Raw genomic sequence first — 25,188 nt, forward strand, 5'->3', positions numbered from 1 at the left:
TCCGACCAGGAGGACGGCAGCCCTCACCGCAAGCGGGCGCGTGGGCTCAATGCGTGGACAGCGCCGCCGCGTCGTCCGGGCGCGCCAGCACCTGGTAGCAGGCGGACAGCGTCTTCAACGCGGCCGCCTCGCCGCGGGCGTCGGCGTCGGCCCTGGCCGCCTGCAAGGCGCGCAGCGACTCTCGCACCGCCGCCTTGGTGTCGCCCTCCTGCAGCAGCAAGAGCGCGTGGGTCAGCGCCGCGCGAGCGCGCTCGCCCGGCCGGTCCCCGCCGCCGCGTTGCAGCATGTGCTCGTACGCCACACGCGCTGCATCCGTCGTGCCCCGCAGGACGGCCAGGGCCACCCGCATGCGATCGGCTGCGACCAGGCTGCGGCCCTGAGCGATGCCCATCTCCACGTACCGCTCCGCGCGCTCGTAGTCGCGCGCCTGGATGGCGTCGATGGCCCGCACCGTCGCGGCCGCGCCGACCACCGTGCTGACCTCCATGCTCTCGCCCGCGAACGACGTTCGCGCTGGGTTCGCCTCGCGCTCGCGGCGTTTGATGGTCTGGGAGACGTGCGCGGCCACCCGCCGCGTGTCGTCGTCCGGCAGGAATTGCACCGCCGCAGCCGCAAGGCGCAGCGCACCGCGTAGGTGCTGGGTGTCCGCCGCGGCGACGGCCGCGGTCAGGAGCCCACGCGCGCCAGCCTCCACGTCGCCGCCCTCCGCTTGGAAGTAGGCGAGGCTCACGCCAGCGAAGACGCCCGCGCGCACACCCGCGGCAGCCTCGGCGGCGAACCGGTACAGCTCCGCGCGTCGCGCGGGCGGCATGGCACCGAGGACCACGTGGCGCAGCTGCTCCGAGGTAGTACGCCACTCGGTCCGGCGCTCGAGCAACCAGGCCGCTGCGAGGTCGGCGACCGCACCCTCCAGCTCATCGGCCGCGACGCCGTCGAGCGCGACGATGGCCGCGAGCGCCCGGTCTCCCGCCCCCTGCGGCAGCAACGAGACCGTCTCGAGCACGCGGTACGCCGTGGGGTCGACGCTGCGGAGGCGGTCGGCGAGGAGCCGCTCCAGGGGCACGGCCCCGTCCACCGTCGGCGGTGACAGCCGGAAACGGAAGCGACCACGCTCGTGGATCAGGTCGCCGGCCGCGACCAGCGAGCGGGCAGCCTCGATGACCCCGAGCGGCGTGTCCCCGCCGATGGCGGCCACGCGCGCCGCGAGCCCACTCCCCTCGGGCTCGCCGAGCACCTGCGCCGCCAGCGTGCGAGCCAGAGACGGGCTGAACCGCGGCAACGTGGACTCGATCACGCCTCGGGCGGAGATCGCGGCGGGGACGCGGCCCTCCTCGGACAGCCGCACGACGACCACGGCGGCGGCGCCGGGCTGGTCGATGGCCTCGTTCAACAGCTTCACCGTGGAAGGGTCGATGCCGCCCACCGGATCGAGGAGGATGACCGGCTTGCCCCCCTCTGCGCCAACCAGCGCGAGCATGCGGCCGAAGAGGGTGGTGGCGTCGACGAGGCTGACGACCTCACCCTCGGTGAGGGCCCGGAGCGCCTCTCGGTCCACGGGCGTCAGACCCGCGAAACGCGAGAGGACGGCGTCTCCCGTACCGAACGCGTGCAGCAGGGCGTAGCGGAGACTGCCGAGCGGCTCGAGCCCTCCCGGCACTCCCGAAACGTGCAGAGAGAGAGGAGCCGACAGCGCTTCGATCAGCCGCGCGCACAGCCGTCGCGCGCCAGCGCCGCTTGGCCCTCGCAGCACGAGGCGCAGACTCCCTGGCTTCTCTGCGCTGGCGATGATGGACCGCGAAGCGTGCTCGATCGGCGCCAGCAGGCCCGGCTGACGCAAGTGCATGAGCCCGGCGCGGCAATCCGCCAGGAAGGGGTGCTCGCGGTCGATGGCGTCACCACGCAGACCAGCCGATCCCGTGTTGACCGTGCGCGCGAACAAGAACGCATCCCGCGCAACGGCGTGGCAGGCGGGATCGAGCACCAGCTCGCCAAAACGCGCTCGGTTTGCGAGCAGCTGCGCGCGATCGAAGGCTGCCCCCGAGAGCCCGTTCTCGCGCTGCTCCACCTCGCCCACGGCGACCCCGAGCGCCACGCGCAAACCGGCCATGCTCGGGTCGAGGGCGTCGGCGCGCCGCAGCGTCTCGAGCCCCCAGCTGAGGGCCGAGTGCGCGTCATGCATCTCGAACAGCACGGCCAGCGTGGAACCAACGCGCAGCACCACGCGGCCCCCGGCGTCCTCTGCGCGCGCGGCAAGGTCGTCGGTCCACGCGTCGTGCGCGCCGCTCTCCTCCTGCTCGTCGAGCACCGGGATGGCGCGATGCCACAGGACCAGACACTCCATGCGTCGGCTCAGTCGCGCAGGCGCGCCTTGAGCGCCTCGAGTTCGTCTTCGATGGCCCCATCCCCGCCCGCCCGCTCGAGGCGCCGGAACTTGGCGTCCACCTCGGCCCGGGAAGGGTCTTCGAGCACGGCGTGGGCCTCCACCTCCGCGTCCAGCTGCGCGATGCGCCCGCTCATGCGCTCCAGCTCGTCGAACGTGCCTCCACCGAGGCGTGAGGAGGCGCTGTCCCCCGGCACCTCCCGAGCCCGCCGCACCTGCTGGGCGAGGGTCGCCTTGCGCGCCTTGAGGTCTTCGATCTGGCGCTCGACGCGCTCGAGGGTGTCGCGCATCTCGTCGGCCGCCACGAGCTGCTGGTTCGCGCGGGCGGAAGCCTCGCCGGCCTTCTTGGTGAGGCGCGCCTTCTGCTTCAGCGCCTCACGCGCGAGCGCGTCGTCCCCGTTGCGCAGCGCGAGCACGGCGCGGTCCTCCCATACCGCCACCTCCTTCTGGATCTCCTCTCGCTCCTTCTCGATGCGCTTCGACGCGCCGAGCGTGGAGATGAGCTCCCGCTTCGCGCGCTTCACCTCGGCCTCCATCTCCACCACGGTCTGCGAGATGAGCTTGTCCGGGTCCTCCGCGTTGTCCAGCATGGAATTGAGGTTGGATTTGATGACTTGATTGAGTCGGGAGAAGATCCCCATGGTGCTCCGCCGGTCGAGAGGTTCGTGCTGTCGGAATCGTTCCATGATGCGCGACGCCTGTAAATGGTCGCGGAGGCTCGCTGATCCGTGCACACCGCGTTACAACGAGGCGCCATGTCCGATGCCATAGCCGCGCTGTGCGCGCTGGTCCCCGCCACCACCCGAGCCCTCAGCGCGTATCGCGTGCCCGCCGCGCCGCCGCCCGTGAAGCTGGACGCCAACGAGAGCCCTTGGCCGCTCCCGCAGGCCGCGCGCGAGCGGCTGTCCGAGGCGCTCGCGAACGTGGAGCTGCACCGCTACCCGGACGGACGCGCGCAGGGGGTGCGGGACGCGTTGGCGCGCAAGCTCGGCGGGCAGCCGGACGACTACGTGCTCGGCTGTGGTAGCGACGAAGTCATCGCCATGCTCATGACGGCCTGCTCGCAGCCGCGCGCAGGAGCCACGCAGGCCAAGGTCCTCTACCCGGTCCCGACGTTCGTCATGTACGGCATCACGTCCCGCGCGCTGGGCCTCGATCCGGTCGAGGTGCCGCTGACGGACGACTTCGAGCTGGACGAGGCCGCGCTCCACGCCGCGTTCGAGCGAGAGCGGCCGAACCTCGCCTTCTACGCGACCCCGAACAACCCGACGGGGAACCGCTTCGACGACGGCATCCTCGAGCGTTTGGTGCGAGCGTTCCCCGAGACCCTGCACATCGTGGACGAGGCCTACGGGCCGTTCGCGTCCACGTCGCTCTACGGGTGGTGCGATCGCTACCCCCAGGTCGGCCTGCTCGGCACCCTCAGCAAAATCGGCGTCGCCGCAGCGCGCGTGGGCTGGGTGCGCCTGCACTCGGAGCTCTCGGCCGAGGTGGAGAAGGTGCGTCAGCCCTTCAACCTGAACGCCCTCGGGCAGCTCACCGCCGAGCTGGCCCTCACCGAGCTCGCCCCTCTCCTCGACGAGCAGGTCGCGGCCATCGTCGCGGAGCGCGACATGCTGGTCGCCGGGCTGCGCGACGACCCACGCCTCACCCCCTACCCCACCGAGGCCAACTTCGTGCTGGTGCGCGTCGCCGACGGTGACAGCCAGGGCCTCGCGGAAGACCTCCTCGCCCGCGGCGTCGCCGTGCGCAGCTTCCACAAGTACGGAGGACGCCTCGCTGGCCTGATCCGGATCACCGTGGGCACCCCCGACGAGAACCAAGCCCTCCTCCGAGCGCTCCGAGCCTCCCGCTGAGCCCCACACTCAGGTGGACCTCCCGCGGCAAAGCGGACCTCGCGCGTCCACCGCACTCCGTCGCGCGCCATAGGCAAGGACACGTCACCGAGGGAGGGGGAGCTCCGGGCACGGGTGTCGGGGGGCCCCATTGCAAGCGCCCTGGCGCGCCGCAATGGGGGAGGCACCGCAGGGAGCGCCTGCGCGACCGAGCCCGTGCCCGGAGCTCCCCCCTCCCGTTCGCGACCAAGTCCCTCGCCTGCGACGCATCCGAGCCCAGCCAGACGCGTGAGACCGGCGCCCCGCCGCGCGGCTTGCACCATGAGGCGTAGGCTCTATGTTCACCGACCCCCGTGCCCCGACCCTCCGTGACACCGCCGGCAGCCGAGAGCTCCATGTCCCCCAAGAACGCGAACGCCCACGCCACCGACGTTGACCCCGCGTGGCAGCAGCGCGCCACGGAGGCGCTGCGCTGGGCGGAGTCCACCTGTGCGCGTCCGGACACCACGTCGGCTGACCCGCAGAGCCCCGCCGTCGGACGCGCCAGCGGGGACGACTCACATGGCGACGACGCGGCCGCGCCGTACGAGGGCTTCGACGACGACACACCGCAAGGCGCGCCCGAGCTCGCGGAGGCGGCACCGGAGAAGCTCCCGCCCGAAGCCTTTCGGGCTCTCCCCCTCGTCACCGTGCGGCGCAGCTTCGACGCCATCCTCCTCTCGCGTCAGCCTGACGTCGGCCTGGACGCGCTGCTCGCGGTCGGGGCGCTCGACGCCATCCTCCCGGAGGTCTCCGCCATGGTCGGCTTCGGAGACGGGGAGTGGAAGCACAAGGACGTCTGGCTGCACACCAAGCAGGTGGTCAAGCAGTCGGTCCCGCGCCTCGAGGTGCGTTGGGGCGCGCTGCTGCACGACATCGGCAAGCTGCGCACGCGGCGCATCGACGAGAGCGGCGCCGTGACCTTCTACGGCCACAGCGAGGTGGGCGCGCGCATGTTCGAGCGCAAGGTGGCCGCGCGCCTCGGGTTCGAGGGCGAGCTGCGCGAGCGCGTGCACTTCCTCATCCTGCACCACCTGCGTCCTGGTCAGTACAAGGAGTCCTGGACGGACGCGGCCGTGCGCCGCTTCTACAAGCAGATGGACGACGGGCTGACCGACCTGCTGGATCTCGGGCGCGCCGACATCACCACCAAGCGCCCCGAGCGTCGGCGCCGGGGTGTACGCCAGATCAGCTTGCTCAAGAAGCGCATCGAGGGCATCCGCGCAGAAGACAACAAGCTCCCGCCGCTGCCGAAGGGCCTCGGGACGCGGCTGATCGCCGACCTGGGCATCCCCGCCAGCCGTGAGCTCGGTGACCTGGTGAAGGCCCTCGAGGCCGAGGTCGCAGAGGGCCTGATCGAGGCCCGGCAGGACGCGGACTACTACGTCGCGCACGTGCGCGAGAACGCCGCGCGCCTGGGCGTCACGCTGCCCAGCGCACCGGGCGAAGATCCGACCGAAGGCTGAGCCCGGGCGACACCCGGCACGTCGAGCCCGGCGCAGAGCGCGGTCGAGCGGAGCCGACCTTCTACGGAGCGCTCAGCCCCAGGTAGTCGAACGCCGCGACCCAAGCAGGCTCCGAGATGGCCGTCGGGGTGGACACGAAGTCGTTGAGCAGCACGGCCACGCACACGCCGCTCTCGAGGTCGATGAACACCTCGCCCCGAAAGCCCATCGTGCTCCCCGTGTGACCGACTACTGGCCGCCCCCCGCGCGTGCGCAGCTGGGTGCCGTAGCCATAGGCGTCGCCTGCGCTGATCGACTCCGCGCTCGCGACCACCAGCTGCGCACGGGCGTCGGCGCCCAGCACGTCGCCCAGGTACAGCGCGTCCAGCCAGCGACACAGGTCGACGCCGCTGCCCACGAGACCCCCCGCAGCCCACGTCCAGCTCATGTCGATGTCGTCCGTGGACGCGGCGCCCGTCACCACGTAGCCCTCGCTCATCGCGCAGTCGCGCCCCTCGTGCTGCTCTTCGCTCATGTCGTCCAGCGCGAGCGGGTCCAGGAGACGCCGCCGCACCTCACGGTGGAACGGGCGGCCGCTCAGCTCCTCGATGGCGAGCCCGAGCACGAAGAAGCCCGTGTTCGAGTAGAGGTACTGGGCGCCCGGGTCCCCGACGGCTCCGTGGTCGAGCGACCAGGAGACGATCTCGACCGGCGTCCAGGGGTCGCGGCTGAGACCCAGGAACCCCACGTCGTCGGTGTAGTTGAACAAGCCGGCGCGGTGGCCCAGCACCTGCGCGAACGTCACGGTCGGATCGAGCGACAACCCGAGCGCGGCAAGAACCTCCGCCGGGTGGTCATCGAGGGAGACGGCCCCCTCCGCCACCAGCTGGAAGAAGACCGCCGTCGTGAAGGTCTTCGTCACGCTCCCCACCCGCAGGCGGGTGCGCGGCTCCATGGGCAGCTCGCCGAGCACGTCGCGAAAGCCTGCAGCTCCTGCGAAGGTGCCCTCCCCGGGGATGTGCACGGTCAACGTGGCGCCGGGAGCGCTCGACGAAGGCAGCCTGTCCGTCACCATGGCCTGTAGCGCTCCAGCGAGCGTCGGGTCGAACGTGTCGGGTAGCTCGTACGTCCCATCGCAGCGCCCGCCTTCGCCGGACTCACTGCACGCGGCGCACAGCAGGGTGAGGAGCACGAGGAGTGAGCGCGGGTGATGCGAGCGACGTAGACGGGGCGACATGACGATGACCTCACGGTCAGCATACACGCGAAGGAGACGGACGACGAAGGCCCGCCGAAGCGGGCCTTGCCGGAACGAAGGAACCTGGAGGACGCCTCAGTCGCGGGTCGCGGCGGGCGTGCTGCGGCGCATGTAGGCCGGGATGTCGAGCACGGCCTCGTCGTGCAGCGCGCTGGCCCCGAAGGCGCGCGTCGGGACGGGCGGCGCCGGCGGCACCGACGCCTGGCGAGGAGCCTCGTTGGGGCGACGCGAGGGACGCGAACTGGTGATGGCGTCGCGGAAGCCCGGCGAGCTGGGACGGGACCCGCGCGCCGCCGGCATGCTGTAGCGGCCGGGCTGGCTCAGCTGCGCCTGCACCGCGCTCTGCACGCCGTGCGCCTCGCTCGACGCGCGGGCGTCGTCCTCGAACCCGGTCGCGATGACGGTCACCTTCACGGTGTCGTTCATGTCGGGGTCGGTCACGACGCCGAAGATGATCTCCACGTCCTCGTGCGCAGCGGCCTGCACCAGCGACGCCGCCTCATTGATCTCACGCAGGCGGATGTCCGGCCCGGCCGTGAAGCTGAGCAGGATGCCCTTGGCGCCGTCGATGCTGATGTCGTCGAGCAGCGGCGAGTTGATGGCGTACTGCGCGGCGTTGAGCGCGCGGTGGTCGCCCTTGGCGTAGCCCGTGCCCATCAGCGCGCGGCCCGTGTAGCTCATGATGGTCTTCACGTCGGCGAAGTCGACGTTGATCATGCCGTGGTTGATGATCAGATCGCTGATGCCCTGCACGGCCTGCAGCAGCACGTCGTCCGCGCGCTGGAACGCGTCCAGCATGGAGAGGTCGTCGTCGCCGAGCAGCAGCAGCTTCTCGTTCGGGATGGTGATGATGCTGTCCACCGAGTCGACCAGCTCACGCACGCCGTAGAGCGCGTTCTTGCCGCGCCGGTTGCCTTCGAACGCGAACGGCTTGGTGACCACACCGACCGTCAGCGCGCCGGCGTCACGGGCCACCTGCGCCACGATCGGGGCCGCGCCCGTGCCGGTGCCACCGCCCATGCCGGCCGTGACGAACACCATGTCGGCGCCCGCGAGCACCTCGGCCAGACGCTGAACGTCCTCGAGCGCCGCCTTGCGACCGATCTCGGGGTTGCCACCCGCGCCGAGGCCCTTGGTCAGCATGGGCCCGAGCTGGATCTTCGTGGGCGCGAGGTTGCTCTCGAGCGCCTGCGCGTCCGTGTTGGCGGCGATGAACTCGACGCCCTCGAGACCGCTCGCGATCATCGTGTTGAGGGCGTTGCCGCCGCTCCCGCCCACGCCCACTACCTTGATACGCGCCTGGAGGTCCGCGTCGTCTGCAAACTCAATCGAGATGGCCATTGTTTTCCTCCCGGCGCTGTTCGCCGGCTCCACCAATTTCGGTGTCACGAGTTCGCCCACCCGCGGTCACCGTACTGTTCCGTCGTTCGTTCTCGAGAGACGCGGGCCCGCCCGCATCCGTCAGCTGTTCAGAAGACCTCGCGGAACCAGGCGCTGATGCGCCCGCCGAGGCCCGTCCCCTGCGGGACGTGGATGATCTCTTCCTCGACCGGCAGCGTCTGCAGCCGGTTCACGCCGTACTTCACGAGGCCCACCCCCGTCGAGTACGCAGGGCTCTTCACGACGTCGATCAACCCACCGATGCCGATGGGCGCGGCGCGGCGCACCGGCAGCCCCAGCACCTGCTCGGCAAGCTCGGGCATGCCGTCCAGCAGCGTGGTGCCGCCGGTGATGATCGCGCCGGACGCCAGCATGTCCGCGTAGCCGGTCTCCGCGATGACGTGGCGGCACGCGACGAAGATCTCCTCGACGCGTGGCTCGATGATGTCGCACAGCGCGCGACGCGACAGCGTGCGGGGCGCGCGGCCACCCACGGACGGCACTTCGATCACCTCGTCCTCGTCGATCATGAAGGTCGCGGCGCAGCCGTACTTGATCTTGATGCGCTCGGCCTCCGCCATCGGTGTCCGCAGGCCCGTGGCGACGTCGTTCGTGAGGTTGATGCCGCCGATGGGGATGGAGCTGGTGTGCACCACCGCGCCGTCGACGTAGACGATGATGTCGCTCGTGCCGCCGCCGATGTCGATCAGCACGGCGCCGATCTCCTTCTCGTCGTCGCTCAGCACAGCGTGCGCGCTGGCGAGCGGCTGGAGCACCACCTCGGCCACGTGCAGGCCGCAGCGCTCCGCGCACTTCACGATGTTGGCGACGCAGCTGCTGGCCGCGGTGACCATGTGCACGCGCGCCTCGAGGCGCACGCCGGCCATCCCGACGGGCTCCTTGATGCCATCTTGCGCGTCCACGATGTACTCCTGCGGGAGCACGTGGATGACCTCGCGGTCGCCGGGCAGCGGCACCGCTTTGGCCTGGATGAGCACGCGGTCGACGTCGTCCTGCGTGACCTCGCGGCTGCCGATGGCGGCCACGCCCTCTTCGTTCATGCCACTGACGTGGCTGCCGGCGATGCCCGCGAAGACCGTGTTGATCTCGACGCCGGCCATGGCCTCGGCCTGCTCGACGGCGGCGCGGATGGCTTGGACGGTCGACTCGATGTTGACGACGACGCCCTTCTTGAGCCCCTTCGCGGGGACGGATCCGATGCCGATGACATCGAGGCCGTCGTCCGTCAGCTCGGCGACGATCACGGTGACCTTCGTGGTCCCCAGATCAAGTCCTGCAATGATTTCGCTCGCGGCCATTTGTTCTTACTCCGAGGGCTCGGCCCTGACCGAGCGATACATGAGTGCGAACCCGCTGCCAAAAAAGTTGCAGCCAAAAAACGCGCGCTCAGTTCGCGCCCTGCGAGGCCACCAGCGCGCGCTCTTCGCGGAGGCGCACCGTCACCCGATCGGGGCGGCGGACGTTGTCCGCGTAGATGTACGCGGCGCGCGTCTCGCGAGCGTCGAGGGCGTCGAACACGCGACGGATCTTCTGCAGCTTGTCGCGGAACGGCCCGCGCCCGAGGCGCACGTAGGTGGCGTCCTCGCCGACGTACAGGCTGAGCGAGTCGTCCGCCTCCACGTGCACCTCGGCGATGGGCTCGCGGCGCCACAGCCCGACGCCGCGGTAGTCGTGCATGAGCGCGACGATCTCGAGCAGCACGCTGGCGCGATAGGCGCGGTCACGCACGAAGCGCTCACGCGGGATGCCGACGATGACGGGCAGGTCGACCAGATCTTCCTCGCCGAGCTGCTTGAACACGGTGCCGTCCTCGCCCACCAGGTACAGCTGCTCGAGCGCCAAGATGGCGACCGCCCGGCGCTCGCGCACGTCGATGGTGAACGTCCCGGGGAGGCGCCGCTGCACCTCCACGCTGGCGATCCACGGGTGCCGTCCGAGGCGGTCGCGCACGTCCTCCGGAGCCAGATCGAAGACGTTCTGGCCGATGGCGAGGCCGCTCGTGCGCAGCAGCTCCGCCTCCTCGAGCTGCTCGTGCCCCGAAAAGGTGATGGAGCGGATCGCAAACGCCGGGGACGTGCGCACATGACGCTCGATCAGGCGGCCGACCGCGACGGTACCGACCACGCACGCGGCGAGCACAATCAGCTTCCCCACCACCCGAACGGGACCTCGGACGCGGAGCCAGCCACGCGCGGCGCCTTCGCGCAGGGCAGCCTTCACCGCGACGAGACGAGCCGCCATGACGCGCGGTGACGGCTTCTCGCGGGCCGCAGAGACATCGCGCGCAGGCTCGGGCTCCGGAATGCTCGGTCGCGTGCGGACGTTGCGCCGTGGTCCCGGGGGAGGCGCGGAGGGAGCCTCCGCGACGCGCTTGGACGCACGGCGCCGGGCCGGCGGCGAAGGCTGCCCGCTGTCACCCTCCGACTCCGCGGGGGGCTTCCGTCGTCTGTTGGTGGCGACCATTCGAAGCGTACTCGAGGGGCGTGCGGCCAGTGCGCGGCGCCCCTCGGGACTTCTCCCGCGGACGTCCCGCGTTGGTCAAGAAAGCTGGGATGAGCGCGCCGCCCAGCGGGAGCACGCCGCCCGTGTCAGCGCGCTTCGAGGGCGGCCAGCAGCTCACGCCCAGTCTTCGTGATGTCCCCCGCGCCCAGCGTCAGCACGACGTCGCCGGGCCGCAGGCGCGCACGCAACGCATCCACCAGGTCCGCCCGGTCGGGCACCAAGGCCACGTCCCGGTGACCATGTGCGCGGATCGCCTCCACCAGCGCCGCCGAGTCCGCCCCTTGGATCGGCTCCTCGCCCGCAGCGTACACATCGGTCAGCAGCAGCACGTCGGCGCGGTTGAAACAGCGCGTCAGGTCGAGGAAGCAGTCGCGCGTGCGCGTGTAGCGGTGCGGCTGAAACGCGACCACGAGGCGTCGACCGTACGCGCGCTGCGCGGCGTCGAGGGTCACCTGCACCTCGGCTGGGTGGTGCCCATAGTCGTCGACGATGGTGACCCCCTCGTGCTCGCCCACGATGGTGAAGCGCCGCTGCACACCACCGAACGTCCGCAGGGCCTCACGCACGCGCTCGTGGGGCACCGCCAGCTCGTCGGCCACCGCGATGGTGGCGAGCGCGTTGAGCACGTTGTGGATGCCGGGCATGCGCACCTCGAACTCGCCCAGCGGCTCGCCACGACGCACGACCGAGAACGTCATGGCCAGGCCTGAGAAGCGGGGGTTGAGCGCGCGGTAGTCGGCCTGCGCCGCGAGCCCGTAGGTCACGATGCGCTTGTCGATCGCGGGCAGGATGTCCTGCACGTTGGGGTGATCGAGGCAGGCCACCACGAGGCCGTAGAAGGGCACCCGGTTGGCGAACCCGACGAACGCGTCCTTCACCGCCGCGAGCGTGCCGTAGTGGTCGAGGTGCTCGGGGTCGATGTTGGTGATGACCGCGATGCCGGGCGTGAGGTGCAGGAACGATCCGTCCGACTCGTCGGCCTCGGCCACCAGCAGGTCGCCCGCGCCGCTCGCCGCGCCGCTGCCGAGCGCGTTGAGCTTGCCGCCGATCACGACCGTGGGGTCGAGCCCGGCGTCGCGCAGCACGGTCGCCACGAGCGAGGTCGTGGTCGTCTTGCCGTGCGAGCCCGCGATGGCGATGCCGTCCTTCAGGCGCATCAGCTCGCCGAGCATCTCGGCGCGCGGGATGACGGGCACGCCACGGCGCTTGGCCTCCACCACCTCGGGGTTCTTGGGGGAGACGGCAGACGAGAAGACCACCACGTCCGACGTGGCCACGTTGGCGGCCGCGTGTCCCGTGGCGACCTTGGCGCCCTTCTCGATCAGGCGCGCCGCGTAGTCGTTGATGCGCAGATCGGAGCCGGTCACCTCGAAGCCGTAGTCGAGCAGCACCTCGGCGATGCCGCTCATGCCGACGCCCCCGATACCGATGAAGTGAATGGACCGAATCTTGCCGCGAAACATGCTGTGTTGCTCTCGTGAGGTCGCGCGCGGCCGGCGTCTACTCCCAGCTCGCGTCGCCCACCGTCAGCCGTCGACGCAGCGCGGGGGAAGGAGCGGAGAGCACGGCGCGGGCGTCTCGCACGCGGGGGATGTAGGGGCGAGCCCCGCGCAGCGACTGTGAGACACGCTCGGCCTCTTGGCCAGCGGCCGACGCGGGGTCGTCGTGCTCCTCGGTCTCGTCACCCTCGGCCAGCTCACCGGGCTCGGTCACTTCGCCGCTGCCACCACCCCGCACGTCGTCCCAGCCGAGCCAGTCGCAGACGTCGTCGACGATGGCGGCCGCCGCGTCGGGTCGCCCCAAGCCGCGCGCCGCGTCCGACATGGCGCGTCGCCGCGGAGCGTCCGCCAAGAGGTCACGCACGAGCGCGCCGAGGCCTTCGGGGGTCAGTCCCTCCTCGCGCACGCACACCGCCGCGCCGGCCGCCTGCAGCGCCTCGGCGTTCTTGCCCTGGTGGTCGTCGGCCGCGAAGGGGAACGGGATCAGCACGGCAGGGCGCCCCACAGCGCAGATCTCCGCGAGCGTGGTGGCCCCCGCACGGCCCACGATGATGGCGGCGTTGGCGTAGGCCCGCGCCATGTCGTCGATGAAGGTCTTCACCTCGGCGTTCACGCCCAGCTCACGGTAGCGCTGCTCGACCTCGTCGCGCATTGCAGCCCCCGACTGGTGCACCACGCGCACGGTGCCTCCCGCGAGGCCCGCCTTCGCCAACGCCGCGGGCACGGTCTGGTTCAGCGCGCGCGCGCCCTGCGAACCCCCGAGCACGAGGATGTCCGTGGCGCGCGCCTCGAAGCCGACAGGGTCCGTCACGGCGCGCTGTGCGGCGCTCACGAAGTCCCGACGCACGGGGTTGCCCACCAGGCGCGCGCGCTGCTCACCGAAGCGGGCGAACGTCTCCTGGAACGTGACGTAGGCGCGCCCCACGCGGCCCGCCAGCAAGCGGTTGGTGAGCCCGACGTGAGCGTTCTGCTCCAGCAGCGCCGTCGGGACCCCGAGGCGCGACGCCGCGAGCAGCAACGGCCCCGACGCGTAGCCACCCACACCGAGGACCAGGTCCGGCCCGAAGTCGCGCACCAACGCGGAGGCGCGACCGAGAGCCCCAGGGAGCCGCGCGACGCTCTTCATCAGCGCAATGGGGCTCTGTCCCTTGAGCGGCGTCACCTCCATGGTCTCGAGGCGCTCGCCCCTCGGCGGAAGCACACGCGCCTCGATGCCACGCTCGGTGCCCACGAAGAGGATCTCCACCTGGGGGTCACGGCGCCGGAGCTCCTCGACCACCGCCAACCCGGGGAACAGATGGCCGCCCGTCCCGCCGCCCGCCACGATGACTTTTCGACTCATACCGAACTCCCTCGCGCGCGCCCGCCCGACGAACGTGGCGCGCGCCCGCGCTTCCCCGTCCCGTCGGCGGGTCGCCCGCCGCCCGCTGCTTCCTTGGTGTTCCGAACGCTGGGCTTCGCCCCCCAGCGCGACGTCTTCTCTTCCGGCGTTCCCACCGCCTCTCGCTCGACCTTGCCGTTGCGGTTTGCCTGCCGCTCGGCCGCCTCCGCTGCCTCGCGCAAGAGCGCGCTCACGTCCCGCGGCCGCGACACGTTCAGCAGCAGACCCACGGCCGCGCAGTTCACCAAGAGCGACGACCCACCGTAGGACACGAACGGGAGCGTGAGCCCCTTGGTCGGCAGCAAACCCAGCGCGACCGAGAGGTTGGTGAAGGCCTGCAGCCCGACGAACAGCGTGACGCCGGTCGCTAGGTAGGTGCCGTAGTCGTCGGCCGCGTTGAGCGCCGCGCGCAGGCCGCGGTAGACGACCAGCACGAAGCCGAGCAGCAGCAGGGTGACACCCACCAGGCCCAGCTCTTCGCCGACGATGGCGCTGATGAAGTCCGTGTGCGCCTCGGGGAGGAAGGCGTGCTTCTGGCGGCTGTCCCCAATGCCCACGCCGAACGCGCCGCCCTGGGCGAAGCTGATCAGCGACTCGGCGATTTGGTAGCCGACGCCCGCGCGATCCTGGAACGGGTTCACGAAGGCCTCGATACGCCGCATGCGGTACTCGGAGCCCGTGATGAGCAGGTAGACCATGGGCAGCGCGATGGCCGCGGCGCCGAGGATGTAGTTGATGCGCGTGCCGGCGGTGAACAAGAGCACCACCGTGAGCAGGCCGATCATGACCGCGCTGCCGAAGTCTGGCTGCTTCAGGCACAGCACCATGAACACGCCCGCCACGAGCACGTGCGGCAGGAAGCCGATCTTGAAGTCGCGCAGCTGGTCGCGCTTCTTCGAGAGCGAGTACGACAGATAGAAGATGATCGCGAGCTTGGCGATCTCTGCGGGCTGCACGCGCACGACCTTGAGGTCGATCCAGCGCGCGGCGCCGCCGACCGTCCGGCCGCCTCCGAGCGCGACGACCACGAGCAGCGCGAAGGCCGCCATGAGGATGGGATAGGTGACGTACGACGCCTGGTAGCGGTGGTAGTCGATGCGCGCGAGGACCACCATCAGGCCCAGCCCAGCGACCGCGTAGATGCTCTGGCGGACGAGGTAGTGGTACCCGTCGTGGAACGTGCGGGCCGCGAGGGAGGCGCTCGCGCTGTACACCATGACCACGCCGAAGAAGACGATGGCGATGATCGTCGCGGCGAGCACGACGTCAGCCGTGCCAGTCACGGGCGGAAAGCGCGTGGTCTTTCGAGGTGACGCTGGCGCCGTGGTGGGCGCGGGGGCGTCGGCCGCCGCAGGCCGCAGGGAGACGTTGCGCACGTTCACGACCCGCCTCCCTGGGCGAGCGCCCGCACGGCGCGCTGGAAGTCTCGTCCCCGCTCGGCGTACCCGCCGTACCAGTCGAAGCTGCTGCACGCTGGCGCCAGCACCACCACGTCGCCTGGCTCGGCCAAGTCCGCGGCCGCGCGCACCGCGGCGTCCATGTCGCGGGCCTCGACGCGGGGCAAGGGCTCGCCAGCGAAGGCGTCGCGCAGCAGGGGCGTAGCGTCCCCGATCAGGACGGCCCCGCGGCCACGCGCGCGCATGGCCTCCACCAGCGGCTGGTAGCTGCCGCCCTTGTCGCGCCCGCCCGCGATGAGCACCACGCGTCCGCCGTGCGCGTCGAGGTCCGCGAGCCCGTCGAGGGCGGCGACGGCCGCGCCGACGTTGGTGGCCTTGGAGTCGTCGTAGTACGTCACCCCTTGGCGCTCGAGCACGTGCTGCATGCGGTGCCCGAGCCCACCGAAGTCGCGTAGCACCGCTTCGACGACGCTCGCAGGGACGCCCAGCAGACCGCACGCGAGCGCCGCGGCGCAGGCGTTGTCCACGTTGTGCCCGCCGCGCAGCTTGAGGGCGCTCGTGGGCAGCGAGAGCCCGGTGCGCGCGTCCGTCAGCACCCCGTCTGCGGCGTACACGCCGTCCGCGCCTGGCTCGGTCACGCGCCCGAAGTAGCGTGCCGCGGCTACGGCCCCCTGCTCCTCGAAGGCCCGCCGGCAGCGTGCGTCGCCCGCGGGGAGCACGGCGAAGTCCGCTGCCTGCTGACGCTCGAAGATGCGCGCCTTCGCCGCCACGTACGCGTCGAAGTCGGCGTAACGGTCGAGGTGATCGTCGGTCACGTTGAGCAGTAGGGCCACGTGCACGCGCAGGCGCGTGACGCGCTCCAGCTGGAAGCTGCTGAGCTCCACCACCACGACGCCGTTGGGCCCCGCCGCGTCGGTCCCCACCACCTCCACCAGCGGCCGCCCGAGGTTGCCGCCCACGAACGTCGGCAAGCCCGCGCGCTCGCACATCTGCCCGACGAGCGTCGTCACGGTGCTCTTGCCGTTGGTGCCCGTGATGCCGACGATGCGCCCGGCGACGAACCAGGACGCCAGCTCGATCTCGCTCGAGATGGGCACGCCCGCCCGCTCGGCGTCGTCCAGCGCCGGCAGCGGCGGAACGCCCGGGGACACGACGATGTGGTCGACGCTGGTGAAGAGCGCGCTCGGGTGCTCGCCGCACACCAGCTCCATGCCCAGCGCGCGCACCTCGGCCGCGCGTTCGCCGAGCTCCGCCTCGGAGCGCACGTCGTTGACGCTCACCCTCGCCCCGCGCTCGCACAGCAACTTCGCCGCGGCGAGGCCGCTCGCGCCGAGCCCCACCACGAGGAAGCGCTGATCGCGCAGGTCAACGGTGTCGTTGGACGTGCTCACGCGCTCACCGCAGCTTCAGGGTGGCGAGGCTCGCCACGGCCAACATGATGGAGATGATCCAGAAGCGGACGATGACCCGTGGCTCGGGCCAGCCCTTCTTCTCGAAGTGGTGATGGATGGGGGCCATCAGGAAGATGCGCTTGCCCCCCGACACCTTGAAGTAGCCCACCTGCAGGATGACGCTGACCGCCTCGACCACGAAGATGCCGCCCAGCAGCACACTCAGCAGCTCGTTCTTGGTGGTGACTGCCAGCGCGCCCAGGCCGCCGCCGAGGGCCAGCGAGCCCACGTCCCCCATGAAGACCTGCGCGGGGTACGTGTTGTACCAGAGGAAGCCGAAGCCGCAGCCGATGACCGAGGCGCAGAAGATGGCGAGCTCGCTCGCGCTCTCCACGTGCGGGATGTGCAGGTAGTCGGCCACGTTGTTGCCGAAGAACGAGAGACCCGCGAGGTAGGCCAGGATCGCGTACGTGCCCGCGTTGACCATCACGGGGCCGATGGCGAGGCCGTCGAGGCCGTCCGTGAGGTTCACTGCGTTGCTGGTCCCGACGATGACGAACGAAGCGAACGCCACGTAGAGCCACGGTGGCAGCTCGATGGGGTACTTCCCGAAAGCCAGGAAGGGCACGGAGAGGCGCCAGCGCACGGCGAGCCAGTCGGCGGGCAGCCCCTCGGTGCCCATGAAGAGCCAGCCGCACACGGCGAGCGCCACCGCGAACTGCAGCAGCAGCTTGTAGCGCCCGGCCAAGCCGCCGGTGCTCTTCTTCTGCACCTTGGCGGCGTCGTCGATGTAGCCCACCACGCCGTAGGCGGCGGTGACGGCCGTGACGACCCACACCAGCGGGTTTGCCGGGTCGGCCCACAGCACGGTGGCGGACACGAGCGCCAGCAGCATCAGGGCGCCGCCCATGGTGGGCGTGCCCGCCTTGCTGAAGTGCGACTCTGGCCCCTCGGTGCGCACCACCTGGCCGATCTGCTTGCGCTGCAGGCTGCGGATGAACCACGGGTAGAGCCCGAAGGTCAGCAGCATCGCCGTCATCGTCGCGCACAGCACGCGAAAGGGCACGTAGCGCAGCACGTTCAGGAACGAGAGCTGCGGGTTCTCGTGCAGCGGGTAGAGCAGGTAGTAGATCATCCGGCGGCCTCGCGGTGCGAGTGGGGGGTCCCGGTGAGCGCAGCCACGACGCGCTCCATGCGCATCGAGCGAGAGCCTTTGACCAACACGACGTCTCCGTCGCGCACCAACGCCAGCGCCGCCAGCGCCGCCGCCTCGCTCGAGCCCGTCTCGTGGACGGTCACGCCGCGCTCCCGAGCGGCGCGCGCCGTGGCGCGCATCTCGGGACCGGCGGTGATCAGACGCCGCACGCCGGCACGCGCGAGGTGCGTGCCCACGGCGCGGTGCTCCGTGACGCTCTTCTGTCCCAGCTCGCGCATGTCACCCAGCACCGCGACGAACGGCTTCCCGGCCTCCTTGGCGAGCCGCGCAGCGGTGTCGATGGCCATCGCCATGCTCGCCGGGCTGGCATTGTACGTGTCGTCGATCACGAGCCGCCCGCCTGGCACACGGATGGCCACCAGCCGACCTGGCTCGGGGGTCATGGCGGACAGGGCCGCGGCGGCGGCACCGAGATCGTAGCCCAGCACCTCCAGGACCGCCGCCGTGCCCGCCAGGTTCTCGGCCGCCGCGTCGCCCAACAGACGGACGCTCAGCTCGCGTCGCACGGCCGGGCGCTCGCCGTCCGCCTCGCGCTCGAGCACCACGCGGGTGCGCTCACCCTCGAGGCCCAGCACGCGACCGCGCCAGACGTTCTGCTCGCTCGTGCCATAGCGCACCTTGCGCGCGGGACGCGACGCCGCGAGCGCCTGCGCCACGTGCGCGTCGTCTCCGCAGCCGATCGCGACACCCTGCTCGCCGAGGTGCGCGAAGAGCGCACCCTTCTCACGCGCGACGTCCTCGACCGTCCCCAGCCCGGCCGTGTGGGCCAGCGCCACGTGCGTCACCACCGCCACGTCGGGATCCGCGATGGCCGCCAAGCGAGCGATCTCGCCGGGCTCGCTGGTGCCCATCTCGATCACGGCGACCTCGGTGGGCGCCTCGAGCGCGAACAACGTCATGGGCACACCCACGCGGTTGTTGAGGTTGCCCGGCGTGGCCCACACGCGCGCCCCTGCGCCCGTGAGCGCGGTCGCGATCAGGCGCTTGGTGCTGGTCTTGCCGACCGAACCCGTGATGCCCACCACCCGACCCGTGAAGCGCTTCCGGTGGGCGCGAGCGAGCTCTCCGAGCGCGAACAGCGGGTCGTCCACCGCGACCCCGCGCAGCTCGGGGTGCGCAGTGAGCATGGCGTGACCCCGCTGCACCAGCGCGTACGCGCCCATGGCCGTCACGGCCGAGAGAAAGGCGTGGGCGTCGTGTCGGTCGCCGCACAGCGCGACGAACAGGTTGCCCGTCGTGAGTGCGCGCGAGTCCAGACGCACTCCGACGACGGTGTCGTCGGGCGCCGTACCCGGCAGGAGCTCACCGTTCGTGAGGCGGGCGACCTCCCCCAACGAGAACGACGCGCAGTTGTTCGGCAGGGCGGTGGCCATCAGCGCACCTCCTGCGCGCGCGCGGCGAGCGCCTCGCGGGCCTCGACCCGATCGTCGAACGGGTGCTTCGTTGTCCCGAGGATCTGGTAGTCCTCGTGCCCCTTGCCCGCGATCAGCACGCTGTCCCCGGGCCGGGCGCTGCTCACCGCCAGCGCGATGGCCGCGCGGCGGTCGCTCACCCGCGTGTAGCCACGCGCAGCCGCGGACAGCTGCTCTGGGGACACGCGCGCGATGTCCACGCAGCCCTGCTCCACGTCGTCGAGGATGCTCTCGGGCGCCTCGGTGCGCGGGTTGTCGCTGGTGATGACCACCAAGTCGCTCGCCCCGCACGCGGCGCGGGCCATCAGCGGTCGCTTGCCCTTGTCGCGGTCACCACCGCAGCCGAACACCGTGATCAGCCGCCCTGGCGTGAGCGCCCGCAGCGCGCGCACAGTGCGCTCCAGCGCGTCCGGTGTGTGTGCGTAGTCGACGAACACGGCCACGTCCTCGTCGCAGGGCACGCGCTCGAGCCGACCCGGCGCGCCAGGCAGGTGCGCGCAGGCGGCGACCGCCACGTCCCACGGCACGCCGAGCGAGGCAGCACAGCCCACGGCCACCAGCAGGTTCTCGAGGTTGTGCGCACCGACCATCGGGCTCATCAGCCGCAGCTCGCCGGCGGGCGTCTCGAGCGACGCTTCGATCCCGGCCCGCGACATGGTCCACGACACCGCGCGCAGCGGCGCGTCCGAGTCTGCCCGAACCGAGCAGCGCAGCACCTCGCCCACCGCACGCTCGGCCAGCTGCGCGCCAAACGGCGCGTCCACGCAGATGACGCTGACGCGCGGCGCGTATTCCGTGAAGAGGCGCGCCTTGGCCTCGCCGTAGGCCTCCATGCTGGGGTGGAAGTCCAGGTGGTCCTGCGTGAGGTTGGTGAAGCCGCACACGTCGAAGCGCACCCCCGCGACCCGCTCCAGCTCGAGGCCGTGGCTCGAAACCTCCATGACGAGGTGCGTGGCGCCCGCGGTCACCGCCTGTGCCAGGTAGCGCACCAAGTCGTCCGCCTCGGGCGTGGTGTAGCCCGAGCTCGTCACGTAGCCCGGGCCACGCACCGCCACCGTCCCGATCAGCGCGACCGGCCTGCCCGTCGCGGCCAGGATGCCCTCGAGCAGGTAGCTGGTGGTGGTCTTGCCGTTGGTGCCGGTCAGCCCCACCACGGTGAGCGCGCGCGAGGGGTCGCCATACACGGCGTGCGCCGCGCGCGCGAGCCCGCTCCGGACGTCCGCGCTGATCAGCTGCGGCACCGCCAGCTCCGGGACCTCGGCGCCAGTCAGCACCGCCGTAGCACCGGCCGCCACCGCAGCGTCCACGAACGCACGCCCATCCACATGCTCACCGGGAAGCGCCACGAACAAGTCCCCGACCGCCACCCTTCGGGAGTCGCGCTGCACGCCCGTCACCACGGCATCGCCATCACCGAGCACCGTCTCTGCCACACCCAAGCGCACGAGGTCCGCTAGCGTGCGCGCCGCCTGCGCGACTCGCGGCGCGCTCATGGGGTCCTCCCCGCGGGCACACCCGCCACCCCTTGCGCGCTCGCCACGGTCCCGGTGTCGTCGCCCTCGATCGCCTCGTCCACGTCGAAGCGCGGGCGCTGCATGACCACGCGTACGGCGGCACCGAGGGTCCCGAACGCGCCGGGCGCGGGCTCCTGTGTCATCACGACGCCCGAGCCCTCGAAGCGCGGCACGAGCCCCGCACGGTGCAGCGTGATCAACGCGGCGCGCGCGCTCATGCCGCGCACGTCCGGAACCAGGGTCTCGTCCTCGCGGGGTTCGCGGCGGGTCACCGCCGGGCCGGGCTGCGGTGTCCCCGCGTACGCATTGCGCGCCGCCACGACCCCCTCTTCACCATCGACGTCGTCCCCCTCGCTGCGCGCCTCGGCGCCCACCGCGCTCCCATCGCGCGCCGCGCGCGCCGCCTCGCGTGCCGCGATGCGGGCCTCGCGCCGGGCCTGCCGCAGCCGCGCTGCGTGCTCGGCCAGCGCCTGTCCGCCACCGTTGGGAGGCACGCCCAGGTGGCGCAGCGTGGCCTCTCCCACACGTCGAAACACCGGGCCCGCGACGATGCCGCCGGCGTGCGCGATGAGCGGCTCGTCGATCACCACCGAGATCACCAGGCGCGGGCTCTCGGCCGGCACGAAGCCCACGAACGACGCGAGCCACTGGTCCTCGGCGTAACCGCCCGTGACGTAGTCGGCCTTCTGCGCCGTGCCGGTCTTGCCCGCGACCAGGTAGCCGTCGATGGCGGCCTCGATGCCCGTGCCACCCGGACCCGTCACCGCGGTCATCATGTCGGCCACCAGCCGCGCGGTGGCGGTGGGGATGACCTGACGGCGCACCTGCGGCAGGTTGTCGTCCACGAGCGCCCCGTCGGCGTCGTGAACGCGCCGGACGAGCGTCGGTCGCATCAACCGCCCACCGTTGGCGATGGCCCCCATCGCGGTCGCGAGCTGGACGGAGGTGACGCTCATGCCCTGACCGAACGAGATGGTCGCGGCGTCCATTTCGTACCAGCGCCGATAGTGGCGCAGCACGCCACCCGTCTCACCGGGCAGCGGCAGGCCCGTCTGCTCACCGAAGCCGAAGCGACGCATGGCGCGGTAGAGGCCGCTGCGCCCCATGGTGGCGGCGATGCGCGCCGTCCCGATGTTGCTCGAGAACGCGATGATCTGCGCTGGCGTGAGCGACGTGTAGCGGTGCGAGTCGCGGATCGTGTTCTCTTCGTCGACGGACATCTGACCGTCGCCGCAGTCGAACACCTGGTTTGCGCGGATGGTGCCGGCGGCGAGCGCGCCCGCCACCGTGAAGGGCTTCACGGTGGAGCCCGGCTCGAAGCGATCGGTGACCGCCCGGTTGCGGCGGGCGCCGACGTCGAAGCGGCCCGGTGCGTTCGGGTCGAACGTGGGGTAGTTGGCCAGCGCCAGGATCTCGCCCGTGTTCGGGTCCATCACCACCACGTGCCCGGCGCGCGCCTCGAAGGTCTGCACCGCCAACGCCAGCTCGCGCTCCGCGATGTGCTGGATCGTCTTGTCGATGGTGAGGGTGATGTCCTGCCCGCGCTGCGTCGTGCTGTCGAGCAGATGGTCCGAGTAGACCACGCGCCCACGCCGGTCGCGCACGGCCTCGAACTCGCGCTCGGGCCCGCGCAGGCTGTCCTCCATGAACAGCTCGATACCCTCGATGCCCTCACCGTCGATGTTGGCGAAGCCGAGCACGTGCGCCGCCAGCTCGCGGTTGGGGTAGAAGCGCCGCGCCTCCTGCTCCAGCCGCACACCGGGGATGGCCAAGCGCTCGACGGCGGCCCCCTGCTGCGGGGTCACGTGGCGCTTGATGAACGCGAAGGCGCGGTCGCCACGCAAGCGCTCCGTGACCGTCTCGACGTCGAGCCCAGGGATGACGCTGGCCAGCTGCTGCGCCGTGGCGAGCGGGTCGCGCCCAGCCGCGCGCAGCTCGCGCGGGTTGGCCGTGACCGAGTCCACGTCCACGCTGACGGCCAGCTCGGCGCCGTGCCGATCGTAGATGGTGCCGCGCTTGGGCGACAGCCGGACGTTGCGCGTCTGCAGCCGCTGCACGTGCTCGCGGATGACGGGCGCCTCCGCGATCTGCACCGAGTACGCGCGCAGCAACACACGCCCGGCATACCCGGCCAGCAGCAGACCCAGCAGCGCGATGCGCACCTTGAGCCAGCGGCGGCGCTCGACGGGCAGGTTGTTCATCGCACCCGCCCGGCTGTGGCGCGCCGGTGCGCCTCCTCGTTGCCGATGGGCACGATGCGCGATGGCGTGGGCACGCTCATGCCCAGCGAACCGCGCGCCACCGTCTCGATGCGCGCGGCCTGCCGCAGCGTCGCCGCCTCGAGCGCCAGCTGTCGCCGACTCTCCACCAAGCCACGCTGCTCCCGGCGTGCGTCGCCGACGCTGTAGCCCAGGCGCACCACCTCGGCGCGAATGGAGAGGTGCACGACCACGGCCGCAGCCGTCGCCACCACCGCCGCGAACCACAGGACCAGGAAGCGCGCGCTCATGCCGCCACCTCCCGCGGCACGCGTCGGGCGACGCGCAGCTTGGCCGTCCGCGCCCGAGGGTTCGCCGCCAGCTCGGCCTCGCCCGCGATGACGGGGCGCTTGGTGGTGGGCGCGAGGCGCGCGTCGTCGCGGAAGGCCCACTTCACGATGCGGTCCTCGAGCGAGTGGAACGAAATGATCGCTGCCACGCCTCCGTCGTGCAGCACGTCGGGCAGCGCCGCCGCCAGCGCGCGCAGCTGCTCCAGCTCGCCGTTGACCGCCAGGCGCAACGCCTGGAACGTCCGGGTGGCCGAGTCGATCTTGCCGCTGCGGGGTCCCATCACGCGCACCACCGCGGCGCGCAGGTCCGACGTGGTGCCGAGGCGGCCTTCCGCCTGAGCGTTCTTGATGGAGCGCGCGATGGGCCGCGAGCGACGCTCCTCGCCGAGCTGATAGATCACGTCGGCCAGCTCGTCGGCGTCGAGGCGCGCGATCAGCTCGGCCGCCGTCTCCCCCGACGACGTGTCCATGCGCATGTCGAGAGGCCCGTCCTGCCCGAACGAGAAGCCACGCTCCGCGTGGTCCAGCTGCGGGCTGCTGACGCCCACGTCCGCGAGCACGCCGTGCACGCGCGCGACGCCCAGCTCGTCGAGCACGCGCGGCAGCGCGTCGAACGATGCGTGCACGATGCTCACCCGGGACTCGTACGGCGCGAGCCGGGCGCGACCCGCGGCGAGCGCGGCGGGGTCACGATCGAGCGCGATCAAACGTCCGTCGGGCGCGCTGCGCTGCAGGATGCCTTCGCTGTGACCAGCCCCGCCCATCGTGCAGTCGGCGTAGACCGCGCCGGGCCTGAGCTCGAGCGCCTCGAGCGTCTCCTCGTACAGCACCGGAACGTGCTCGAACGCGCTCATAGCCCGAGCTCCGCGAGACGAGACGCCATCGCGTCGCGTGTGTCCTCGGCCGCGAGCGCGCCTTCGCGCATGGCGTCGAACGTGGCGAGGTCCCACAGCTCGATGTAGCGACCCATGCCGGCCCAGAGCGCCTCGCGCCCGAGGTTCGCGTGCTTGCGCAGCCCCGCGGGGATCAAGAGCCGGCCGACCTTGTCCACCTCGCACTCGACCGCGCCCGAGACGTAGATGCGCCGCAGCATCGCGACGCTGCGGTCGAACTGCGGCAGCGCAGCCAAGCGGTCCTCGAACGCGAGCCACTCACTCATCGGGTACGCGACGAGGCACGCGTCGAGGCCCGTCGTCACCACCAACCGCGCGTCGCCCTTGGTGTTGAGCACCTCACGGAACGCCGCAGGAAAGGACGTGCGTCCTTTTGCATCTACTGCGTGTTCGTAGCGCCCGCGAAACAACGTGGTGTCCTTTGACTTCGGCTCTTGGTGTGACCCGCTGGGGAGTCCGGCTGGCGATCATGGCACCGCTTGGCACCTTTTACCACCAGTGCCAGGAAACTACGGCCGTATATTTCGACAAGTCAACTTCCTATGAGAGCATGAACCCTGGAATGAAGGGGTCGATCGCACCGCCTGTCCCAGGGGATCAGGGTGGATCGAAGTGGATCGCGGCTGCTACCACGCAACACTTGATCAGTGTCCAGGACGCGCGAGCACCGAGTACAGTGGCGGCCATGCTCCCGCCCGACCCCCCCCTACCCGACGACCTCGCCGCCGCGTGGGAAGCCGTGCAGCACGACTGGGACACGGACTCCCGACACGCCGCGTTCATCGAGCTGTGCGCCGCGCAGGGGCGGCTCCCGGACGCCGGCGCGCTCTATCGACGGGTGAGGGAGGAGCTGCCGGAGCACGCCACCGTCGCCGAGCAGCAGCAGCAGCGCATCATGGCCCGAGCATTGGTCATGCTGGCCCAGCACGCGCCCGAGCGCGCGGGCCCTGGGGCGCGGCGGGTGGTGCTGGCCGCCGCCGTCGTGGTCGCCATCGTCATGATGACGTCCGCCGTGTGGGCGGCGAGCCGCTTGCTTGCGAACAGCGGATGATGCAATCGCGACGACACGCTGATAGC

The 25,188-nt window shown here is 71.3% G+C and carries 20 protein-coding genes; 3 read left to right on the forward strand and 17 right to left on the reverse strand.

All coding sequences use genetic code 11. The annotated features are described in order from the left end of the window. Positions 1 to 46: 46 nt before the first annotated feature. Both H6726_05050 and H6726_05055 read right to left on the reverse strand, forming a co-directional pair. Positions 47 to 2,341: a hypothetical protein gene (locus H6726_05050; protein MCB9657000.1), complete on the reverse strand. Its 2,295-nt coding sequence runs from the start codon at positions 2,339 to 2,341 to the stop codon at positions 47 to 49. Between the two features lie 8 nt (positions 2,342 to 2,349). Continuing rightward, on the reverse strand, positions 2,350 to 3,021 hold the full coding sequence (locus H6726_05055) for a PspA/IM30 family protein (GenBank protein MCB9657001.1): 672 nt from the start codon (positions 3,019 to 3,021) through the stop codon (positions 2,350 to 2,352). A 114-nt stretch (positions 3,022 to 3,135) separates the two neighbouring features. Between H6726_05055 and H6726_05060 the strand changes: the two genes are divergently transcribed. Then, positions 3,136 to 4,236: an aminotransferase class I/II-fold pyridoxal phosphate-dependent enzyme gene (locus H6726_05060; protein ID MCB9657002.1), complete on the forward strand. Its 1,101-nt coding sequence runs from the start codon at positions 3,136 to 3,138 to the stop codon at positions 4,234 to 4,236. A gap of 374 nt (positions 4,237 to 4,610) precedes the next feature. Further along, positions 4,611 to 5,720 carry an HDIG domain-containing protein gene (locus tag H6726_05065; GenBank protein ID MCB9657003.1) on the forward strand — a complete coding sequence of 370 codons (1,110 nt, stop codon included), beginning with the start codon at positions 4,611 to 4,613 and terminating at the stop codon, positions 5,718 to 5,720. A gap of 61 nt (positions 5,721 to 5,781) precedes the next feature. Here the strand turns inward: H6726_05065 and H6726_05070 are convergent, their stop codons facing one another. The 15 genes from H6726_05070 to mraZ form a co-directional block, all read right to left on the reverse strand. Then, positions 5,782 to 6,936: a beta-lactamase family protein gene (locus tag H6726_05070; GenBank protein ID MCB9657004.1), complete on the reverse strand. Its 1,155-nt coding sequence runs from the start codon at positions 6,934 to 6,936 to the stop codon at positions 5,782 to 5,784. Positions 6,937 to 7,032: 96 nt separating this feature from the next. After that, the gene (ftsZ, locus tag H6726_05075) at positions 7,033 to 8,298 is read right to left on the reverse strand and encodes a cell division protein FtsZ (protein ID MCB9657005.1); all 1,266 of its coding nucleotides are present in this window, start codon (positions 8,296 to 8,298) and stop codon (positions 7,033 to 7,035) included. A 128-nt stretch (positions 8,299 to 8,426) separates the two neighbouring features. Next, complete coding sequence (gene ftsA, locus H6726_05080) at positions 8,427 to 9,656, reverse strand: cell division protein FtsA (GenBank protein ID MCB9657006.1); 1,230 nt, start codon at positions 9,654 to 9,656, stop codon at positions 8,427 to 8,429. Between the two features lie 88 nt (positions 9,657 to 9,744). Next, on the reverse strand, positions 9,745 to 10,512 hold the full coding sequence (locus tag H6726_05085; protein MCB9657007.1) for an FtsQ-type POTRA domain-containing protein: 768 nt from the start codon (positions 10,510 to 10,512) through the stop codon (positions 9,745 to 9,747). A gap of 434 nt (positions 10,513 to 10,946) precedes the next feature. Further along, entirely contained in the window at positions 10,947 to 12,323 is a 1,377-nt protein-coding gene (locus H6726_05090; protein MCB9657008.1) for a UDP-N-acetylmuramate--L-alanine ligase, read from the reverse strand. Between the two features lie 37 nt (positions 12,324 to 12,360). Beyond that, on the reverse strand, positions 12,361 to 13,701 hold the full coding sequence (gene murG / locus H6726_05095) for an undecaprenyldiphospho-muramoylpentapeptide beta-N-acetylglucosaminyltransferase (protein ID MCB9657009.1): 1,341 nt from the start codon (positions 13,699 to 13,701) through the stop codon (positions 12,361 to 12,363). Next, on the reverse strand, positions 13,698 to 15,122 hold the full coding sequence (gene ftsW, locus H6726_05100; protein ID MCB9657010.1) for a putative lipid II flippase FtsW: 1,425 nt from the start codon (positions 15,120 to 15,122) through the stop codon (positions 13,698 to 13,700). The genes murG and ftsW overlap by 4 nt, the downstream gene beginning before the upstream one ends. Further along, positions 15,119 to 16,528: a UDP-N-acetylmuramoyl-L-alanine--D-glutamate ligase gene (murD, locus tag H6726_05105; GenBank protein MCB9657011.1), complete on the reverse strand. Its 1,410-nt coding sequence runs from the start codon at positions 16,526 to 16,528 to the stop codon at positions 15,119 to 15,121. Before murD ends, ftsW begins: the two co-directional genes overlap by 4 nt. 4 nt (positions 16,529 to 16,532) lie before the next feature. Beyond that, positions 16,533 to 17,663 (reverse strand): phospho-N-acetylmuramoyl-pentapeptide-transferase, encoded by a 1,131-nt coding sequence (locus tag H6726_05110; GenBank protein ID MCB9657012.1) that lies wholly within the window; start codon positions 17,661 to 17,663, stop codon positions 16,533 to 16,535. Further along, positions 17,660 to 19,117, reverse strand: coding sequence for a UDP-N-acetylmuramoyl-tripeptide--D-alanyl-D-alanine ligase (locus tag H6726_05115; GenBank protein MCB9657013.1), 1,458 nt, complete (start codon positions 19,115 to 19,117; stop codon positions 17,660 to 17,662). Before H6726_05115 ends, H6726_05110 begins: the two co-directional genes overlap by 4 nt. Beyond that, positions 19,117 to 20,649, reverse strand: a complete 1,533-nt coding sequence (locus tag H6726_05120) for a UDP-N-acetylmuramoyl-L-alanyl-D-glutamate--2,6-diaminopimelate ligase (protein ID MCB9657014.1) — start codon at positions 20,647 to 20,649, stop codon at positions 19,117 to 19,119. Before H6726_05120 ends, H6726_05115 begins: the two co-directional genes overlap by 1 nt. Next, positions 20,646 to 22,871 carry a transpeptidase family protein gene (locus H6726_05125; protein MCB9657015.1) on the reverse strand — a complete coding sequence of 742 codons (2,226 nt, stop codon included), beginning with the start codon at positions 22,869 to 22,871 and terminating at the stop codon, positions 20,646 to 20,648. Before H6726_05125 ends, H6726_05120 begins: the two co-directional genes overlap by 4 nt. Then, positions 22,868 to 23,179, reverse strand: a complete 312-nt coding sequence (locus tag H6726_05130) for a cell division protein FtsL (protein ID MCB9657016.1) — start codon at positions 23,177 to 23,179, stop codon at positions 22,868 to 22,870. The genes H6726_05125 and H6726_05130 overlap by 4 nt, the downstream gene beginning before the upstream one ends. Continuing rightward, the gene (rsmH, locus tag H6726_05135; protein MCB9657017.1) at positions 23,176 to 24,072 is read right to left on the reverse strand and encodes a 16S rRNA (cytosine(1402)-N(4))-methyltransferase RsmH; all 897 of its coding nucleotides are present in this window, start codon (positions 24,070 to 24,072) and stop codon (positions 23,176 to 23,178) included. Before rsmH ends, H6726_05130 begins: the two co-directional genes overlap by 4 nt. Beyond that, positions 24,069 to 24,521, reverse strand: coding sequence for a division/cell wall cluster transcriptional repressor MraZ (gene mraZ / locus H6726_05140; GenBank protein MCB9657018.1), 453 nt, complete (start codon positions 24,519 to 24,521; stop codon positions 24,069 to 24,071). Before mraZ ends, rsmH begins: the two co-directional genes overlap by 4 nt. Positions 24,522 to 24,796: 275 nt before the next feature. Here mraZ and H6726_05145 point away from each other — a divergent pair, with 275 nt between their 5' ends. Then, complete coding sequence (locus tag H6726_05145) at positions 24,797 to 25,162, forward strand: hypothetical protein (protein ID MCB9657019.1); 366 nt, start codon at positions 24,797 to 24,799, stop codon at positions 25,160 to 25,162. Positions 25,163 to 25,188: the final 26 nt, after the last annotated feature.

Source organism: Sandaracinaceae bacterium (genome assembly GCA_020633055.1).
In the GTDB taxonomy this organism is placed as follows: domain Bacteria; phylum Myxococcota_A; class Polyangia; order Polyangiales; family Houyiibacteriaceae; genus JADJJE01.

Coding starts and splice junctions, on each gene's coding strand:
- H6726_05050 (MCB9657000.1), bottom strand. CDS start 2,341: ATGGAGTGTCTGGTCCTGTGGCATCGCGCCATCCCGGTGCTCGACGAG.
- H6726_05055 (MCB9657001.1), bottom strand. CDS start 3,021: ATGGGGATCTTCTCCCGACTCAATCAAGTCATCAAATCCAACCTCAAT.
- H6726_05060 (MCB9657002.1), top strand. CDS start 3,136: ATGTCCGATGCCATAGCCGCGCTGTGCGCGCTGGTCCCCGCCACCACC.
- H6726_05065 (MCB9657003.1), top strand. CDS start 4,611: ATGTCCCCCAAGAACGCGAACGCCCACGCCACCGACGTTGACCCCGCG.
- H6726_05070 (MCB9657004.1), bottom strand. CDS start 6,936: ATGTCGCCCCGTCTACGTCGCTCGCATCACCCGCGCTCACTCCTCGTG.
- ftsZ (MCB9657005.1), bottom strand. CDS start 8,298: ATGGCCATCTCGATTGAGTTTGCAGACGACGCGGACCTCCAGGCGCGT.
- ftsA (MCB9657006.1), bottom strand. CDS start 9,656: ATGGCCGCGAGCGAAATCATTGCAGGACTTGATCTGGGGACCACGAAG.
- H6726_05090 (MCB9657008.1), bottom strand. CDS start 12,323: ATGTTTCGCGGCAAGATTCGGTCCATTCACTTCATCGGTATCGGGGGC.
- murG (MCB9657009.1), bottom strand. CDS start 13,701: ATGAGTCGAAAAGTCATCGTGGCGGGCGGCGGGACGGGCGGCCATCTG.
- H6726_05110 (MCB9657012.1), bottom strand. CDS start 17,663: ATGATCTACTACCTGCTCTACCCGCTGCACGAGAACCCGCAGCTCTCG.
- H6726_05115 (MCB9657013.1), bottom strand. CDS start 19,117: ATGGCCACCGCCCTGCCGAACAACTGCGCGTCGTTCTCGTTGGGGGAG.
- H6726_05120 (MCB9657014.1), bottom strand. CDS start 20,649: ATGAGCGCGCCGCGAGTCGCGCAGGCGGCGCGCACGCTAGCGGACCTC.
- H6726_05125 (MCB9657015.1), bottom strand. CDS start 22,871: ATGAACAACCTGCCCGTCGAGCGCCGCCGCTGGCTCAAGGTGCGCATC.
- H6726_05130 (MCB9657016.1), bottom strand. CDS start 23,179: ATGAGCGCGCGCTTCCTGGTCCTGTGGTTCGCGGCGGTGGTGGCGACG.
- rsmH (MCB9657017.1), bottom strand. CDS start 24,072: ATGAGCGCGTTCGAGCACGTTCCGGTGCTGTACGAGGAGACGCTCGAG.
- H6726_05145 (MCB9657019.1), top strand. CDS start 24,797: ATGCTCCCGCCCGACCCCCCCCTACCCGACGACCTCGCCGCCGCGTGG.